The sequence below is a fragment of the Lysobacter fragariae genome (genome assembly GCF_054779775.1).
Map to the genome: position 1 here is coordinate 20,126 of NZ_BAAGXP010000002.1, position 16,848 is coordinate 36,973.

Annotated in this window: 16 protein-coding genes and 1 pseudogene; 9 read left to right on the forward strand and 8 right to left on the reverse strand. The window is 67.2% G+C overall.

Features of this window, described 5'->3' with window-relative positions; genetic code table 11:
• The first annotated feature begins 17 nt into the window (after positions 1–17).
• From ACYVD7_RS02670 to ACYVD7_RS02695, 6 genes are all read left to right on the forward strand, one after another.
• Positions 18–806: an SURF1 family protein gene (locus ACYVD7_RS02670; RefSeq protein ID WP_460758783.1), complete on the forward strand. Its 789-nt coding sequence runs from the start codon at positions 18–20 to the stop codon at positions 804–806.
• The gene (locus ACYVD7_RS02675; protein ID WP_460758785.1) at positions 793–1,386 is read left to right on the forward strand and encodes a hypothetical protein; all 594 of its coding nucleotides are present in this window, start codon (positions 793–795) and stop codon (positions 1,384–1,386) included. Before ACYVD7_RS02670 ends, ACYVD7_RS02675 begins: the two co-directional genes overlap by 14 nt.
• Positions 1,387–1,398: 12 nt before the next feature.
• Entirely contained in the window at positions 1,399–2,556 is a 1,158-nt protein-coding gene (locus tag ACYVD7_RS02680; protein ID WP_460758787.1) for a COX15/CtaA family protein, read from the forward strand.
• A gap of 122 nt (positions 2,557–2,678) precedes the next feature.
• Positions 2,679–3,608, forward strand: a complete 930-nt coding sequence (cyoE, locus tag ACYVD7_RS02685; protein WP_460758788.1) for a heme o synthase — start codon at positions 2,679–2,681, stop codon at positions 3,606–3,608.
• A 243-nt stretch (positions 3,609–3,851) separates the two neighbouring features.
• The gene (locus tag ACYVD7_RS02690) at positions 3,852–5,123 is read left to right on the forward strand and encodes a Xaa-Pro dipeptidase (RefSeq protein WP_460758790.1); all 1,272 of its coding nucleotides are present in this window, start codon (positions 3,852–3,854) and stop codon (positions 5,121–5,123) included.
• A 190-nt stretch (positions 5,124–5,313) separates the two neighbouring features.
• Positions 5,314–8,205, forward strand: a complete 2,892-nt coding sequence (locus tag ACYVD7_RS02695; protein WP_460758792.1) for an NHL domain-containing protein — start codon at positions 5,314–5,316, stop codon at positions 8,203–8,205.
• 246 nt (positions 8,206–8,451) lie between these two features.
• Here ACYVD7_RS02695 and dnaG read toward each other — a convergent pair whose 3' ends face one another.
• The 6 genes from dnaG to rpsU all read right to left on the reverse strand — a co-directional run bounded on the left by dnaG (position 8,452) and on the right by rpsU (position 12,658).
• Entirely contained in the window at positions 8,452–10,224 is a 1,773-nt protein-coding gene (dnaG, locus tag ACYVD7_RS02700; protein ID WP_460758794.1) for a DNA primase, read from the reverse strand.
• Between the two features lies 1 nt (position 10,225).
• Positions 10,226–10,375 carry a hypothetical protein gene (locus ACYVD7_RS02705; RefSeq protein WP_460758796.1) on the reverse strand — a complete coding sequence of 50 codons (150 nt, stop codon included), beginning with the start codon at positions 10,373–10,375 and terminating at the stop codon, positions 10,226–10,228.
• 21 nt (positions 10,376–10,396) lie between these two features.
• Positions 10,397–10,915, reverse strand: a complete 519-nt coding sequence (locus tag ACYVD7_RS02710) for a GNAT family N-acetyltransferase (RefSeq protein ID WP_460758797.1) — start codon at positions 10,913–10,915, stop codon at positions 10,397–10,399.
• Positions 10,916–11,179: 264 nt separating this feature from the next.
• Positions 11,180–11,746 (reverse strand): hypothetical protein, encoded by a 567-nt coding sequence (locus ACYVD7_RS02715; protein WP_460758799.1) that lies wholly within the window; start codon positions 11,744–11,746, stop codon positions 11,180–11,182.
• Positions 11,747–11,750: 4 nt separating this feature from the next.
• Entirely contained in the window at positions 11,751–12,197 is a 447-nt protein-coding gene (locus ACYVD7_RS02720; RefSeq protein ID WP_460758801.1) for a GatB/YqeY domain-containing protein, read from the reverse strand.
• A 245-nt stretch (positions 12,198–12,442) separates the two neighbouring features.
• Positions 12,443–12,658 carry a 30S ribosomal protein S21 gene (rpsU, locus tag ACYVD7_RS02725; RefSeq protein WP_056134345.1) on the reverse strand — a complete coding sequence of 72 codons (216 nt, stop codon included), beginning with the start codon at positions 12,656–12,658 and terminating at the stop codon, positions 12,443–12,445.
• Between the two features lie 395 nt (positions 12,659–13,053).
• Between rpsU and tsaD the strand changes: the two genes are divergently transcribed.
• Complete coding sequence (gene tsaD, locus ACYVD7_RS02730) at positions 13,054–14,085, forward strand: tRNA (adenosine(37)-N6)-threonylcarbamoyltransferase complex transferase subunit TsaD (RefSeq protein WP_460758802.1); 1,032 nt, start codon at positions 13,054–13,056, stop codon at positions 14,083–14,085.
• A gap of 9 nt (positions 14,086–14,094) precedes the next feature.
• Here tsaD and ACYVD7_RS02735 read toward each other — a convergent pair whose 3' ends face one another.
• Positions 14,095–14,229: a hypothetical protein gene (locus tag ACYVD7_RS02735; RefSeq protein ID WP_460758804.1), complete on the reverse strand. Its 135-nt coding sequence runs from the start codon at positions 14,227–14,229 to the stop codon at positions 14,095–14,097.
• Here ACYVD7_RS02735 and folB point away from each other — a divergent pair.
• Both folB and folK read left to right on the forward strand, forming a co-directional pair.
• Positions 14,213–14,560 (forward strand): annotated as a pseudogene (folB, locus tag ACYVD7_RS02740) (dihydroneopterin aldolase); the annotation flags it as partial. The gene ACYVD7_RS02735 and the pseudogene folB sit on opposite strands and share 17 nt — an antisense overlap.
• Positions 14,561–15,262: 702 nt before the next feature.
• Positions 15,263–15,736, forward strand: coding sequence for a 2-amino-4-hydroxy-6-hydroxymethyldihydropteridine diphosphokinase (gene folK, locus ACYVD7_RS02745; RefSeq protein ID WP_460759774.1), 474 nt, complete (start codon positions 15,263–15,265; stop codon positions 15,734–15,736).
• Positions 15,737–16,023: 287 nt separating this feature from the next.
• Here folK and ACYVD7_RS02750 read toward each other — a convergent pair whose 3' ends face one another.
• A complete protein-coding gene (locus ACYVD7_RS02750) occupies positions 16,024–16,773 on the reverse strand; it encodes a pteridine reductase (protein ID WP_460758805.1) in 750 nt (249 codons plus the stop codon).
• Positions 16,774–16,848: the final 75 nt, after the last annotated feature.

Sequence of the window (16,848 nt, forward strand, 5' to 3'; positions counted from 1 at the left end):
CGCCGCCAGGCGTGTGTGTGCGTGCCGGCATTATCGCAGCCGGTCGGCGGGCGCGGGTGAGCCGGCGCGGCAACCTCGTGCTGGGCTGGACGCTGGCGGTGCTGGCGATGGCGCTGTTCGTGCGCCTGGGCATCTGGCAGGCGCATCGCGCGGTGGAAAAGCAGGCGATGCTCGATGCGGTCGCACAGGTGCTGCAGGAGCGCCGGGCCGTACCGCTGGCGAAGGCGGCAGATGCCACGCGCATGCACGCGTACGACTGGGCGGAGGGCGAGGGCACGTTCGACGCACGCGGTCCGCTGTGGCTGGACAACCAGCAGCGTGACGGTCGTGCCGGCGTGCATGCCTACCGCATCTTTGTGCCAGAGGGGGCCGGCGGGCCTGGCGCGGGTGCGCCGCTGCTGGTCGACCTAGGCTGGCTGCCACTGCCGGCCAACCGCGCGATGCCTGCGATCGCACTGCCCTCAGGTCGCGTCACCGTGCGCGGCCTGCTGGTGGCGCCGCCGTCGCCGGGATTGCGCCTGGGCAGCGGTATCGCGCGCCAGGACGACGGCTGGGTGCTGACCCGGGTGGAGCCGGCGGTGATCGCGGCCAATACCGGCCTGTCGGTACCGCTGGCGCCGCGCGTGTTGCGGCTGGATCCCGCGATGCCGCTGGGTTACGAGCGCGACCTGACGCTGCTGGCCAACACGCTGCCGCCGGAAAAACACCGCGGCTACTCGGTGCAGTGGTTCGCACTCGCCATCGCGGTGCTGGTCACCGCGTTGATCCTCACTTTCCGCAAGGCCCGCTCCAATGCAACCCGATAACGCCTCACGCAATCGCAACCGGATGATGCTGCTGGGCATCTTCGCGGTCTTCTTCGGCAGCCTGATCTTCGCCGGCGTGCTGCGCTTTTCCGGCTGGCGCCCCAGCGGCATGAAGAACAAGGGCGAGTTGCTGCAGCCGCCGGCCGACCTGCGCACGCTGACGCCGAAACTGCTCGACGGTGGCGCGTATCGCTGGGAACCAATCAACCGCACCTGGCGCATCGCGCTGGCGCCGCCGGCCGACTGCGGCGACGAATGCGCTTCGATCGCGCGCAACGTTGACACCGTGTGGAAGGTGCTGGGGCCGGAAGCCGAGCGCGTCGACATCCTGTGGCTGTGCGCGCAGCTCCCGTGCGCGCTGCCCGCGGGTGCCCCGCCGCTGCAGAACCTGCGCCTGCTGCAGCCCGACGCGCCGTTGCGGATGAAGCTGCCTCGCGTGGACATCACCACCACGCCACACGGCCGTGGCGTGCCGGTCTACGTGATCGATCCGAACGGGTTCGTGATTCTGCGCTACGCTGCCGGCTTCGATCCGGGAGACCTGCGCTCCGACCTGGCCAAGCTGCTCAAGCTGAAGTAAGGCACGCCCCGCATGAGTGTTCCGATTTCGTTCCTGAAGCCGACGCTGTACCGGCACTTCCATCGCATCGCATGGCTTGCGGTCGCGCTCGCGCTGGGCGTGATCGTGTTCGGTGCCTTCGTGCGGTTGTCCAACGCCGGGCTGAGCTGCCCCGACTGGCCCACCTGCTATGGCCGCGCCACCTGGCCCGCCGCCGCGCAGGACGTCAGCGCGCACGCCGCCAGCGCAATCCGTCCCTTCGAAACCCACAAGGCCTGGCGCGAGCAGGGCCACCGCATGATCGCCGGCGCGCTCGGCGTGCTGGTGCTGACCCTGGCGTTGCTGGCGTCGCGACGCCGCACGCGCGGCACGCTGCAGGTGGTCCTGGCGGCCGTACTGGTGGCGATCGCGATACCGCTGTACATGAAGGGCCAGCACACGGCGGCGTCGTTGCTGGCCGTGGGCGGTGAAGCGGTGCTGCTGTTCGCGGCGTGGCGCTGGAGTAATACCGACCTCTCCCGCGCGGCCGTACTGACGCTGGCTGTGATCATCTTCCAGGCCCTGCTGGGCATGTGGACGGTGACGTTGCTGCTCAAGCCCATCGTGGTGATGGGGCACCTGCTGGGCGGCCTGACCACGTTCGCACTGCTGACGTGGATGGCCTGGCAGGCGATCGACCAACCGATCCGACAGGCCGAAGCCCACCTGCTGCGGCGCTGGCTGATCGTCGGTGTGGTGCTGCTGGGCGTGCAGATCGCGCTGGGCGGCTGGACCAGCGCCAACTACGCCGCGCTCGCCTGCGGTAATGATTTCCCGCAGTGCGTGGGCCAGTGGTGGCCGGCGCACGATTTCCGCGAAGGCTTCGTGCTCTGGCGCGGCGTCGGCGTGGATTACGAAGGCGGCGTCCTCGACGGCGAATCGCGCATCGCGATCCAGCTGGCACACCGGATGATGGCGATGGTGGTGTTCGCTTACCTGATGGTCTTCGCCGGAAAGTTGCTGCGCACACCCGGCCTGCGTGGCTGGGGCGTGTTGCTGGGCCTGCTGGCGTTGGCGCAGGTCGCGCTGGGCATCGCCAACGTCAAGCTCGGCCTGCCGCTGCCGGTGGCGGTGATGCACAACGGCGGCGCGGCGCTGCTGCTGTTCGTGCTGGTGTCGCTGCTTGCGCTGCTGCGCGCGCCGGAGCACTGAAAAACAGGTGTCGCCTCAGGCGGGTCTTGACCCGCCGCCGGCTACCCTGATGCCAATACGGCGGGTCAAGACCCGCCACACCAATACCCGGCGGGTCGAGACCCGCCTACACCTGGATCCGAATGTCGTCTTCCTTCCGCCAATACTTCGACCTGACCAAGCCGCGCGTCGTCGCGCTGATCGTGTTCACCGCGCTGGTGGGCATGCTGCTCGCGATCGATGGCGTGCCGACGCTGGAGGAAACGCGACGCGGCCTGCTCGGCTTCCTCGGCATCTGGCTCGCGGCATCGAGCGCGGCGGCGATCAACCAACTGCTCGACGCGCGCATCGACGCGAAGATGACGCGTACGTCGTGGCGTCCGATCGTGGTCGGCCAGATCACCCCGCGCAAGGCGCTGGCGTTCGCGCTGGTGCTCGGTGCGGCGTCGATGCTGATCCTGGCGCTGTGGGTCAACGTCATCACCGCGTTGCTGACCTTCGCCTCGCTGATCGGTTACGCGGTGGTCTACACCGTGTTCCTCAAGCGCGCGACGCCGCAGAACATCGTCATCGGCGGTATTGCCGGCGCGGCGCCGCCGCTGCTGGGCTGGTCGTCGATCACCGGCATGCAGGGTGAATGGGACTGGGCGCACGCGCTGCTGCTGGTGCTGATCATTTTCGTGTGGACGCCGCCGCATTTCTGGGCGCTGGCGATCTTCCGCCGCGAGGACTATCGCAAGGCGATGGTGCCGATGCTGCCGGTCACCCACGGCGTGGAATACACGCGCTGGCAGATCCTGTTCTACACCGTGCTGCTGGTGGTCGTGACGGTGCTGCCGTTCGCCGCCGGCATGAGCGGCTGGTTCTATCTCGGCGGCGCGCTGGTGTTGGGCGCGATGTTCATCTGGCACGCGTGGAAGCTGATGAACCCGCCCGATGAGCTGTATGCGATGAAGGTATTCGGCTACTCCATCGTGTACCTGATGGCGCTGTTCGCATTCCTGCTGGTCGACCACTGGCTGCTGCCGTTGCTGCAGCCGGCGCCGCTGTTTGAACTGCAGCAAGTGGGCTGAGGCGGTCCGCGTTTCGCTGGAAGTCTTGCCCTTCGAAAGTCACCGAGCTTGCCGGACTTGGCCGGATTTACGGGTTGATCCCCGCATCGCGTCGCCACGCGGCGTGCTCTTCGGCGTTGCCTATACTCGATGCCTCGACATCGACCGGGCCTCCGCATGCGCAACCAATCGCCAGCCACCGCAAGTACGTCGGCCCGCCGACGTAACCGATGGAGCCTTGCCGCCGTCGTATGCCTGGCAGTGATGGCAGGCGGCGCGACTGCTGCCGGACAAACGCCCGCCGAGCCCGCATCCGTCGCACCCGACAAGGCGACGGTGATCACTGCCGCGCACCTGCTCGACGTGCGCAGCGGACGCGTGATCGACAATCCGCAGGTCGTGGTCCGCAATGGCCGCATCGCCGCAGTCGGCCATGCCGGTGATGACGCGCCTGCCGAAGCGCGTCGCATCGACCTGCCCGGCATGACCCTGCTGCCCGGCCTGATCGACATGCACGTGCACCTGGACAGCGATCCCGAGTACGGCGGCTACACCGACCTGGAGTTCAACGACCGCTTCTGGTCGGTGCTGACGGTCCCGCATGCGGAGAAGACGCTGAAAGCCGGTTTCACCACCGTGCGCAACGTGGGCTCGGATGCGTGGAACGACGTCGGCCTGCGCGAGGCGATCGACGCCGGCAAGGTTCCGGGACCGCGCGTCGTCACCGCGACCTACGCCTTCGGCGCCACCGGTGGCCACTGCGACTCCACGTTCTTCCCGCCGTCGATGGACGAGAAGAGCCCCTACAACGCCGACAGTCCGGAGGAAGGGCGCAAGGTCGTGCGCCTGCTGCGCAAGTATGGCGCGCAGGTGATCAAGATCTGCGCGACCGGCGGCGTGTTCTCGCACAACACCGAGCCCGGCCAGCAACAGCTCAGCCTCGCGGAGATGCGTGCGATCGTGGAAGAAGCGCACCAATGGGGGCTGAAGGTGGCCGCGCATGCGCACGGCGCCTCGGGCATCAAGGACGCGATCCGCGCAGGCGTCGACACCATCGAGCACGCCAGCCTGATCGACGACGAGGGCATCAAGCTGGCGAAGCAGCACGGCGCCTGGTTGTCGATGGACATCTACAACACCGAATACACGCAGGCCGTCGGCAGCAGCAACGGCACCCTGGAAGACAACCTGCGCAAGGATCGCGAGATCGCGCAGGCGCAGCGCGATGGCTTCCGCAAGGCGAATGCGGCCGGCGTGAAGATGGTCTACGGCACCGACGCCGGCATCTACCCGCACGGCGACAACGGCAAGCAGTTCCGCTGGATGGTGAAATACGGCATGACGCCGATGCAGGCGATCCAGGCGGCGACGTTCAACGCATCGCAGGCATTGGGTCGCGACGACGTCGGCGCGGTCGAAACCGGTCGCTACGCCGACATCATCGCGGTGCCGGGCGATCCGACCAGCGACGTAACGCTGCTGGAATCGGTGCCGTTCGTGATGAAGGGCGGTGAGGTGTTCAAGGACGTTCACTGACACTGCCGCGAACCAACGTCCCGAGACACCGCGGACGGGCTCATGAACCTCTAGATGGGACGACCGAAACCTGAGTGAATCAATCGGCTTGATATCATTGCGGCGCAGGGTCGCGCTGACTGCGACCCCGAATCTCAAGGGGAAATTGATGTTCCGGATGGTTGAGAAGCGGGCGAATAGCCTTCGCCCGATGCGCAGTGTCGTGGGTTTGTGCGTGAAGGCATCGTTGCTGGTGCTGCTGTCGGGATCCTGGGCCACCGCGATGGCCCAGCAGTTCAACTTCCAGACGATCGCCGGCGGCGTTGTCGGCGATGGTGGCCCGGCGACCAGTGCCAACGTGGCCAATCCCGTCGGTGTCGCCCGCGATGGCCAAGGCAACATCTACATCACGCAGTTCTACGAGAACCGCATCCGCCGGGTATCGGCAGTCAACGGGACGATCACCACCCTGGCGGGCAACGGCACGCCAGGCTTTGGCGGCGACGGTGGGGTGGCCAGCGCTGCGACCGTCAACGCCCCCGCCGGGATGGTCATCGATGGCACGGGCGCGATCTATTTCGTCGACATGGGCAACAGCCGAGTCCGCAAGATCGCGCCCAATGGCGTGATCACCACGATTGCCGGTAACGGCACCAAGGGCAACAGCGGCGATGGCGGTGCGGCCACCAGCGCCAGCCTGGGCTATCCCTATGGCCTGGCGATTGATGCGTCCGGCAACCTCTATATCTCCGACGTTGATGCCAGCGTCGTCCGCAAAGTAACGCCCGCTGGCACGATCAGTACGGTGGCGGGAAATGGCACCGCAGGCTATTCGGGTGACGGCGGTGCGGCCACGGCTGCCATCCTGAACCACCCCGAAGGCCTCGCAGTGGATGCAGCAGGCAACCTTTACATCGCCGACACCTCGAATAGCCGCATTCGCCAGGTGACGCCCGCTGGCGTGATCACTACGGTCGTTGGCACCGGCGTGGCCTCTTCCAGTGGCGACGGCGGGCCGGCGACCGAAGCCACCCTCTTCTATCCTCGCAGCGTGGCCGTCGACCCGCTGGGCAGACTCCTGGTTTCCGATGGCTACTGCTCCATCCGACGCGTGGAATTCGGGATCATCAACGTGTACGCCGGTGACAAGACCTGCAACGATCACGGCGACGGCATTCCGGCCATCTCCGCGGGATTCAGCACGCCGGAAGGAATGGCCGTGGATTCGGAAGGCGGCCTGATTTTCGCTGACCCTGATCTGGGCCGCATTCTCTACATCTCGGGACCCTATCCCGACTCGATCATCTTCACGGTCGCCGGTGCCGGCACGTTCGCCGGCGACGGCGGTCCGGCTACCGCAGCGGTGCTATCGCGACCCCAGGGAGTCGCGGTCGACACGGCGGGCAACGTGTTCGTCGCGGACACCTTCTTCAACCAGCGCGTGCGCAGGATCGCGCCCAACGGCACCATCGACACCGCGGCCGGCAACGGCGACTGGTTCGCCGGTGACGGGCCTGCTACCCAGGTCGGCATCGGTTACGTCAAGGGTCTGACCGTTGACGCGACGGGCGCCCTCTACCTGGCCGACTACGGCAACAACCGGGTGTACCAGGTTGTCGACGGTTACCTGCGTAAGTACGCGGGGACGGGAGCCAGCGCCTATGGTGGTGATGGTGGTTCTGCCGCCAACGCGGGCATGGATCCGCATGGGGTGGTGATGGATGCCGGCGGCAACCTTTACATCTCCGATGGCGGCAACCATCGCGTGCGCAAGGTGACCCCGGCTGGCCTGATCACGACCATCGCCGGCAACGGCACGGCCGGTTTCAGCGGCGATGGCGGCCCCGCCACCAGCGCATCCCTTAACAACCCGACTGCCCTTGCGCTCGATACGAAGGGCAACCTGTACATCAGCGACTACTACAACCGCCGTGTCCGCAAGGTTACGCCGGACGGCATCATCACCACGGTGGCCGGCAACGGCGAGGCGGGCGGTGGTGGCGATGGCGGCCTGGCCACCAGTGCGCAGCTCTACCGGGGCACCGGGTTGGCAGTGGATCTGGATGGAACCGTGTACATCGCGGGGGGAACGCTGCGCCGGGTGACGCCTGCCGGCATCATCGAGAGCGTGCCGGGTTGGGTCCATAGCGCAGCGGGCGTGGCACTCGATGGGTTCGGCGACATCTACGTCACGACCAACAGCGGTCGCGTGATCAAGGGCACGCGGCCGCGCCCGGTCGCGGACGATTTCGACGGCGACCGCCGTGCCGACCTGTTCTGGCGCAACGGCGCCACGGGCCAGAACGCGATCTGGCGCTCGGCTGCCTCGACCAGCCAGCAGGCGGTCACCGCACAGGGCGACGTGAACTGGAAGATTGCCGCGACGGACGACTTCAATGGCGACGGCAAGGCAGACGTGGTCTGGCGCAACGAGGCAAGCGGTGCCAATACCCTCTGGTACTCGGCCAGCGCGACGACCGTCCAGACCCTGAGCACGGTGTCCGACCTGAATTGGAAGATCGTGGGTGCAGGCGATTTTGACGGCGACGGAAAGGCCGACCTGCTGTGGCGCAACAGCACCACCGGTGCGAACTCGATCTGGAAGTCGGCCAGCTACGCCAACCGCCAGACCCTCGCAAGCGTGGCCAGCGCCGCCTGGATCGTAGCCGGCGTGGGCGACTTCAACGCGGATCGCCGGGCGGACATCGTCTGGCGCAACACGTCCACGGGGGTCAATACCGTGTGGTTCTCGGCGAACTTCGCCACCAGCCAGAACCTGACGGCCGTGACCAACCAGCAGTGGAAGATCGTCGGCGTGGGTGACTTCGATGGCGACAGGAAGTCGGACCTGCTCTGGCGCAATGGCACGACCGGCGCGAACACGATCTGGAAGTCGGCGCTCTCCACCAGGCAGCAGGCCATCACCGGCGTCACCGACCAGGCCTGGATCGTGGCGGCTACCGGGGACTACAACGGCGACGGCAATTCGGATCTCGTGTGGCGCAATGCGTCGACGGGTGGCAATGCCTTGTGGTACTCGGCGAGCACGGCGACCAAGAAGAACCTGGTGACCGTCAGTCCGGAGTGGAAGGTCGCACCCTGACGGCGTGATGGAAACGAAGGTACGTCGCTGACCTCGTGTGTTGACGAGGTCGGGCGGCGGATGGGAAAGCAATCGGCCCGCTACGTGCGGGCCGATTCATTTCTGGAGCCAGGTCGAATTCGAGCTGCGTCAGCTATTCACTCCGCTCATTCTCAGCGTAGCGAAGCGAAGTCGAAGGAACGATGCGTATCCGGCCCTTCGACTTGCGCCTGCGGCGCCAAGCTATGGGCAGAAAGCGTTGTCCTATCAGCGTCGGTTCTGCGCGCGCAATACCAGCAGCTCGCGCAGCTCCTGCCGCTCGGCTTCCACCAGCGACGACAGTCGCTCCTGTAGCCGCTCGATGCGCTGGTGGATCGCCTGCGTTTCCAGGCGCGACACCGCGTCGAGGAAGGTCTGCGTACGCTTGTCATCGTCGTCCAGTGCCTGCGAATCCATCATCGTCACCGCGGTGGACTCCACCGCGCGGGCCATCGCCAGTTTCGACAGCGCTGGGGCTTCCGGGCGATCGCCGAAGTGTTCGAGGATCAGGCCGGTGGAAATGTCCGGGCGCTCGTGCACGAGTTCGACCAGTTCCACCAGCAGGCTCACGCCGGGTTGCTCCAGCGAGGCGAAGTGCAGCGACGACGGCAATGACAGCGCCACCGAGGGCTGCTGCAGCAGCAGGGTGATCGCGCTGCGGACCAGTGAGGGTTTGTTCGCCTGCGTCGCGCCCATGCGCGCGTTGGCGCGCTGCGCGGGGACGTGCGTATCGGGCGTGCTCGCGCGCGCACCGACGCCGGTGAGTTCGGTCAGGCGTTGCTTCATCAGGTCGCCGAAGGCGCCGTCGGGAATCTGCGCCAGTAGCGGCTTGGCGCGTTCGGCCAGCCGGCCCTTGCCTTCCAGCGTAGTCAGGTTCACGTCGACGCTTAGCGAGTCGAAGAGGAATTGCGACAGCGGCGTGGCGTCGCGCAGGCGTGCCTCGAAACCTTCTCGGCCCTCGCTGCGCACCAGCGAATCCGGATCCTCGCCGTCCGGCAGGAACAGGAAGAACGCCTGGCGCCCGTCCTTCATGCGCGGCAGCACGGATTCCACCGCCTTCCATGCGGCGGCGCGACCGGCGCGGTCGCCGTCGAAGCAGAAGAACACGTCCGGCGCGTTGCGAAACAGCAGCTCGGCGTGGTCGGGCGTGGTCGCGGTGCCCAGCGTCGCCACCGCGCAGTCGACGCCGTGCTGGAACAGCGCGACGACATCCATATAGCCTTCGACGACGACCAGCTTGTCGATCTTGTTGTGCGCCTGGCGCACTTGCCACAGGCCGTAAAGCTCGCGGCCCTTGTGGAACAGCGGCGTCTCCGGCGAGTTGAGGTATTTCGGGCTGTCGTCCTTCTCGAGCACGCGCCCGCCGAACGCGATCACGCGGCCGCGACGGTCGGCGATCGGGAACATCACCCGGTCGCGGAACTTGTCGTAGACGTGGCCGCGATCGTTCTTCGAGAACAGGCCGCCGCGCTCCAGCAGTTTCATCCGGCGATCGTCGCCGCCGAGCGCATCGCGCAGCGCATTGAAGCCGTCGGGCGCGTAGCCGATCTGGAACTGCTCACGGATCGCTTCGCACACGCCACGGCCGTCGAGGTAGGCCTGCGCCTTCGCGCTGGAGCCGAGCTGCTTGCGGAAGAATTTCGCCGCGGTGTCGACGACGCCGTAGAGGTCCTGGGTGTCCGGATTGGCGTTGCGCTGCTGGGTGTCGCGCGGCACTTCCACGCCGATGCGCTTGGCCAGCTCCTCCACCGCATCGAGGAATTCGAGCCGGTCGTAGTTGATCAGGAACGACAGCGCGGTGCCGTGCGCGCCGCAACCGAAGCAGTGATAGAACTGCTTGGTCGGCGACACGGTGAACGATGGCGAGCGCTCGTCATGGAACGGGCAGCGCGCCGAGTACTCCTTCCCCTGGCGCTTGAGCGGCACGCGCGCACCGATGATCTCCACGATGTCGGATCGTGCGAGCAAGTCATCGATGAAGGCGTCAGGAATGCGGGCCATGTCATGCCACCCGGGATGTCGAGGGGCTTTCGCAATCGCGTCTGCCTTCCACGCGCAGGCACCACTGGCGCGCGGCGGCGCGGCCGGCAGCGTCGCAAGCGAGTGTCATCGCTGCGCGGTCATCGATGAAGGCGTCGGGGATGCGGGCCATGGGTGCAGCGATGCTACGCGATCAGTCGCGCGGCGCAGCGTCGAAACCCGCCGCCAGCGCATGCAACGAATCGCCGGTGAGGCGCTGCACGGTCCATTCGTCCATGCCGACGGCGCCCAGGTGGCGATAGAAGTCGATCGCCGGCGTGTTCCAGTCCAGCACCGACCATTCGAAGCGGCCGCAACCGCGCTCGACCGCGAGCTTCGCCAGGTAGGCCATCAGCACCTGGCCGACGCCGCGGCCACGGAATGCCGGGCGCACGAACAGGTCCTCCAGGTACAGGCCGCGTCGGCCCAGCCAGGTCGAGAAATTGTGGAAGAACAGGGCGAAGCCGGCGGGCTGTCCGTCGACATCCGCGATCACGACTTCCGCGCCGGGTCGTTCTCCGAACAGGTTGGCGATGAGCAGCGCTTCGTCGGCGAGGACGGCATCGGGTTCGCGCTCGTACAGCGCGAGTTCGCGGATCAGCGACAGGATCAGGCCAACGTCATCGCGCGTGGCGGGTCGCAGGGTCACTCCGGGGCGGGGCGTCGGGATCATGGCGGTGCGAATGGATGCCTGTGGAAACGATGGAAGCCACTGTAGTCGCGTGGCGCCGTGATCGCTCGGGTCCGGGCCGCTGGGCGCGTGATGCGCGGCTTCGGCTTCGGCGCGGCCGCTGCGTCACCGGCAGGGCGCTACAAGCGTCGACGAACTTCTTGATGTGTCATCCCGAGCGCAGCGAGGGATCTTTCTTTCCGGCGAAACAGCAGATCCCTCGCTGCGCTGGGGACGACATCTGACTTGTTCGGACGTAGCGAGGCTCTAGGGCTGCTGTGCTTTCACTATCGCCCGCGACAACGAGGCATGGGTGATCGGGGTGTCCGGTGTCAGGCCCAGGCGTTGCAGCAGCGGCTTGAGCTTCAACGCGTGCTGGGCGAGCAGGGTGTCGTCCAGCGCGTGGTGGAATACCACCCGTTGCGGCGACCACGGCGTGAGCAGGTCGAGCAGACGCTGGTCATCGCTGCGGCGCAGCGCGCGGCCACGTACGTGCACCTGCAGCGGCGCACGCGACGGTGCCGCGCTTTTGGAAGCGAGCGGACGCAGGCTGTCGACCGTGGTGATGCCCAGCGCCGCGCGTCCCGCCAGCTGGCCGTACAGATCGTCGGCGGCGAAGCGGTCGCTGGCCAGCCGCGGCGCATGGGCGGACAGGTCGTGGGCGAAGTTGCCGGCGTCGCTGCCGAGCTGGGTCAGCAGCAGGACGGCGTCGCCAAAGCGCAGCGCGCGTTCGACATCGCCGCGCAGCCCGTTGAGGCAGGCGTTGGCGTCCAGCCAGACCCGGTCCTCGACCGGCAGTCCCGGTTTGAACCGGCCGGTGAGCCAGCCGAACACGGGTTCAACCCGCGAGGCGCTGCTTCAGCAGGGTCGACACCAGGCCCATGTCGGCCTGGCCGGCCAGCTTCGGCTTGAGCACGCCCATCACCTTGCCCATGTCAGCCGGACCGGCGGCGCCGGACTGCACGACGGCTTCATCGATGGCGGCGCGGATCTCGGCTTCGCCCATCTTGGCGGGCAGGTAGCGCTCGATCACGGTCATCTCGGCGCGCTCGATCGCGGCCAGGTCCTCGCGGCTGGCGGCTTCGAACTGGGCGATGGAGTCCCTGCGCTGCTTGACCCCCTTTTCCAGCACGGCGATGACGGCGGCGTCATCGAGCTCGATGCGCTCGTCGACTTCGCGCTGCTTGATCGCGGCGTTGATCAGGCGGATCACGCCGAGGGTGTCCTTGTCGCCGGACTTCATGGCGGCCTTCATGTCTTCGGTGAGGCGTTGCTTGAGGGACATGGTCGCTTCCTGGGTGTTGGGGTGGGTGCGTGCTGGGGAGGGCTGTCATTCCGGGCGCAGCGAAGGAACTGCGGCTGGGTGCGGCTTCTTGCTGCTCGCCATCATCGGCTGCGGCCGCGGTATCCGCTCTGCTAGCGCCTTCGGGAGTGCTGGGGCGACATTTCAGAAACGCAAAAAGCCGGCAGCGCAATGGCGCGGCCGGCTTCTGCCATGACAGCGTGGGGCGGGCTGGGCCCGCCGCGCGATCAGTACAGGCGCTGACGCTTGGTGACGTCGCGCGAGCTGCGGCGCGCCTGACGCTTCACCGCGGCGGCAGCCTTGCGCTTGCGTTCCTGCGTCGGCTTCTCATAGAACTCGCGCTTGCGGGTCTCGGCGAGGACACCGGCCTTTTCGCAGGTGCGCTTGAAGCGGCGGAGCGCAAACTCGAAGGGCTCGTTTTCGCGGACTTTGACGCTGGGCATACGTAATCTCGTTAATGGGCCGACCCGGTCCGACCGGGGGAGCCGCGTATGATAGCGACCACCCCCCGCATCGTGCAACCCGGGTGCGGGCGGGGCCCGGGCAGCGGATCCCGCGGCCGGGCAATCCGGAATCCGGACTTCCGCCAGCCGAGGCGGCCGGGCCCGCGACAACCGGGCCAACGTTGATGCTGTTCCGGGGCTTTGGCGGTGACCGAATAGTTGCCGTCACCCCCGCGAAGGCGGGAAGCGCTTCACAACGGCGAAGCCGGTCATCCAGCGACTTAAGACCATTGAAACAAGGCACTGGGTTTCAGGCCGGCCGTGCCAGGCGGAATCCGCTCGCGGGTTCCGCCCTACGTTTTTACTCCACAGCTTTTCACCCCCATATTGCGTGCATGAAAGTCCTCGGCATCGAAACCAGCTGCGACGAAACCGGTGTCGCCGTGTACGACACGGCAACCGGCCTGCGTGCGCACGCCCTCTACAGCCAGATCGCGCTGCACGCCGAATACGGCGGCGTGGTGCCGGAGCTGGCCAGTCGCGACCACGTCCGCAAGCTGCTGCCGCTGATCCGCCAGACCCTGGCCGAGGCGGGCATGACCGTGGCGGAGATCGACGGCGTCGCTTACACCGCAGGCCCAGGGCTGGTCGGCGCGCTATTGGTCGGCGCCGGCGTGGCGCGGTCGCTGGCGTGGGCGCTGGATGTCCCGGCGATCGACGTCCACCACATGGAAGGCCACCTGCTCGCTCCGCTGATGGAAGACGCCACCACCCGGCCGCCGTTCGTGGCCCTGCTGGTGTCGGGTGGCCACACCCAGCTGGTGGCCGTGGATGCCATCGGCCGCTATCGCCTGCTCGGCGAAACGCTGGATGACGCCGCGGGTGAAGCCTTCGACAAGACCGCCAAATTGATGGACCTGCCGTACCCCGGCGGCCCGCAGCTCGCGGCGCTGGCCGAGCAGGGCACGCCGGGCATATTCAAGTTCGCCCGGCCGATGACCGACCGGCCCGGTCTCGACTTCAGTTTCAGCGGCCTCAAGACCCAGGTGCTGCTGGCGTGGCGCAACAGTGATCGCAGCGCACAGACCAAGGCGGACATCGCCCGCGCCTTCGAGGACGCCGTCGTCGACACGCTGGCGATCAAGTGCGAACGCGCATTGGAAGCGGCCGGCTGCGACACCCTGGTGGTGGCAGGCGGCGTCGGCGCCAACCAGCGCCTGCGCGCGAAGCTGCATGCCCTGGCCCAGCGCCGCGGCGGCCGCGTGAGCTTCCCGCGTCCGGCGTTCTGCACGGACAACGGCGCGATGATCGCCTTCGCCGGGGCCCTGCGCCTGCAGGCCGGGCAACACGCCGATGCCTCCGTGCGGGTCACTCCGCGCTGGGACATGGCCAGTCTGGTGGCAGTGGAGACGCAAACCGCCGACTGACGCGGAGCGTCACTTTGCCGGCGCCGTGGAAAAAATCCGGCCGCGCATCGCGCCAAAAACTGTTGCGAAGGCGCCGCGCATGGGCACAATCGCCTTCCTCCCCGTCGCGCCGGATTGCTTTCCGATCATGGACAAAGTCTTCATCGAAGCCCTCCAGATCGACGCCCTGATCGGCATCTACGATTGGGAACGGCGCGTGCGCCAGCCGCTGGTGTTCGACATCGAGATGAGTTTCGACAACCGCGTGCCCGCGGCGTCGGACCTGATCAAGGACACGCTGGACTACAAGGCGGTCAGCAAGCGCGTCATCGATTTCGTGTCGCAGTCGGGTTATGGCCTGGTGGAAACGCTGGCCGAGCGCGTCGCCGAAGTGATCCTCGACGAATTCGGCGTGCAGGACGTGCGGCTCAAGTTGAGCAAGCCCGGCGCGGTGCGCGGCGCGCGTGCGGTCGGCGTGATGATTGAACGCAGTCGCCAGGCGCGCGAACTCGTCGTGCAGTCGCAACCGGAGCAATCGCACCGCACCAGCACTCGCGCGCTGCAGGAACTGGAAGAAGCCGAAGATGCCGCGCTCGCCGTCGCGACCGCGCAATGGCCGGATGAAGAATCGCTGGCGCCGGCGCACTGGTTCGCGAAGGCAGCCGATCGCCTCGCCATGGCCAAGACTGCCGTCGCGCCGACGGCGCGCGAGGGTGGTGCCGAAGCCAGTGCACCCGAGGTGCGGGAAAACCAGTCGGCGGTGATCGGGCAAGACAGCAAAGTCGAGATGCCGGTTGCACCGGCAGTTGCGATGGATCAGCCGCCCGCAACCGACACGCCCGCTGCCGATACCTCACGTCGCGCAGTCTTCGTGTTGCCGGACGATCCGATCCCGGCACCGGCGGTGCAGGCGGTCGAAGCCGTGGACCTCGCGCTGGCGCCGGAGATCGCGCCGGTGGTGCAGACAGTGACGTCGACCGATCCGGTCCCCGTGGCTGTCTTCGCGCAGGACCTTTCCGCGCAGGAGCCCGTCGAGGAACCTGCTGCCGAAGATCTCGTCACCGCCGAAACCCGATCCGCGACGGCCAGCATTCTTGCCGACGCCGCGATGCAGGCGTCCCGCGGCAACGCCGTGCCGTGGCCCGATCCGCCGCGCCCGCGCAATCCTGCCGTCGACCTCGGTCGCGCGACCACGCCGGTGTACCTGAGCCTGGGCAGCAACGTCGATCCGGAGCAGAACCTGCGCTCCTCGCTGCGGGCATTGCGCGCGCGCTTTGGCGAGGTGATCGTCTCGCCGGTGTACCGGATGCCGGCGGTCGGGTTCGATGGTCCCGATTTCTTCAATGCCGCGGCGATCATCGACAGCGATCTCGATCCGTTCGCATTGACCAAGTGGCTGCACGGCATCGAGAACGCGCACGGCCGCATGCGCAAGTTCGTGAAGTTCTCCAGCCGCACGCTGGACATGGACATCATCTACTTCGACGACCTGATCCTCGAAGTGCCCGGCGTGCTGAACCTCCCGCGCCCGGAGCTGCGCCACGCCTTCGTGCTCAAGCCGCTGGCCGACATCGCGCCGGGCTTCGTCGATCCCGTGCGCGGGCAGCCGCTGGGCGAGCTGTGGGAAGCGCATCCGGAGTACGGCGTGAAGTTCGAGGTGGTCACGCTGTAGAACGGAGTTCTGCTCCGCTGCTTTCAGCTTCGCGACATCGGGTGGCGAAACGCTGCTTCGTTCCGTTGCATCCTGGGCCGGTCAAGGCAGCGGGGCAGGGCTCAGGTCCGGGAGTGCAGCAGAACAACTCGCATGTCGCCCCGAGCGTAGCGAGGGACCTGTTGTTCTGCAGCGGAAAAACAGATCCCTCGCCACGCTCGGGATGACAGGACTGGGGTTGTCCAAACCCACTGCGAGGGCGCCTCGAAAACCATGCATTCGTCCTCGACGCACGAGTTCCTGCAGACTCACTCCTGCAGCAGGCGCCCACCATCCAGCCGCAGCACCTGTCCCGTGGTGTAGCTGGCATCGCGCAGCAACCACAGTGCGGCCCCGGCGATTTCCTCAGGCGTGCCGGTGCGCGCCAGCGGCGTGCGTTGCAGCATCGCCGCCTGCACGGCGGGATCGCTGGCACCAACGCCGTCTTCCGGCCACAGGATCGCGCCCGGCGCGAGCGCATTGACGCGTACGTCGGGACCCAGTTCCAGGGCGAGTGCGCGCGTCATCATTACCAGTGCCGCCTTGGCCATGCTGTACACCGCGTGGCCACGCAATGGACGTTCGGCGTACACGTCGGCGAGGTTGACGATGGCGCCGCGCGTAGCCGCCAGGTGCGGCGCCGCCGCCTGAGCCAGGAAGAACGGCGCGCGCGCGTTGCTGGCGAACAGGTCATCCCATTGTTGCGGCGTGGTAGTGCCGAACGCAGTGGCTTCGAAGCTGGACGCGTTGTTGACCAGCGCGTCCAGCCGACCGAAGCGACCGATGGTGTGCGCGACGAGTTCCGGCAGTCGATCGAACTCCGCCAGGTCCGCCTGCTGCACGAAGGCGCTGTCCGCGCGGATCGCGTTGAGTTCCGCCGCGAGCGCATCGGCCTGCGCGCGCGAGTGGCGGCAGTGCAGGGCGATGTCGTAGCCGGCCGCATGCAGGGTGCGGGCGATCGCAGCGCCGATGCGTCGGGCGCTGCCGGTGACGAGGACGACGGGATTGGCTGGGGTCATCGAGCGTCTGCCGGGGTTGTTGCGCGTGGCGGCGAATGTCGCACACCGGAAGTGAAACAGCATCCGCGAAGCTAT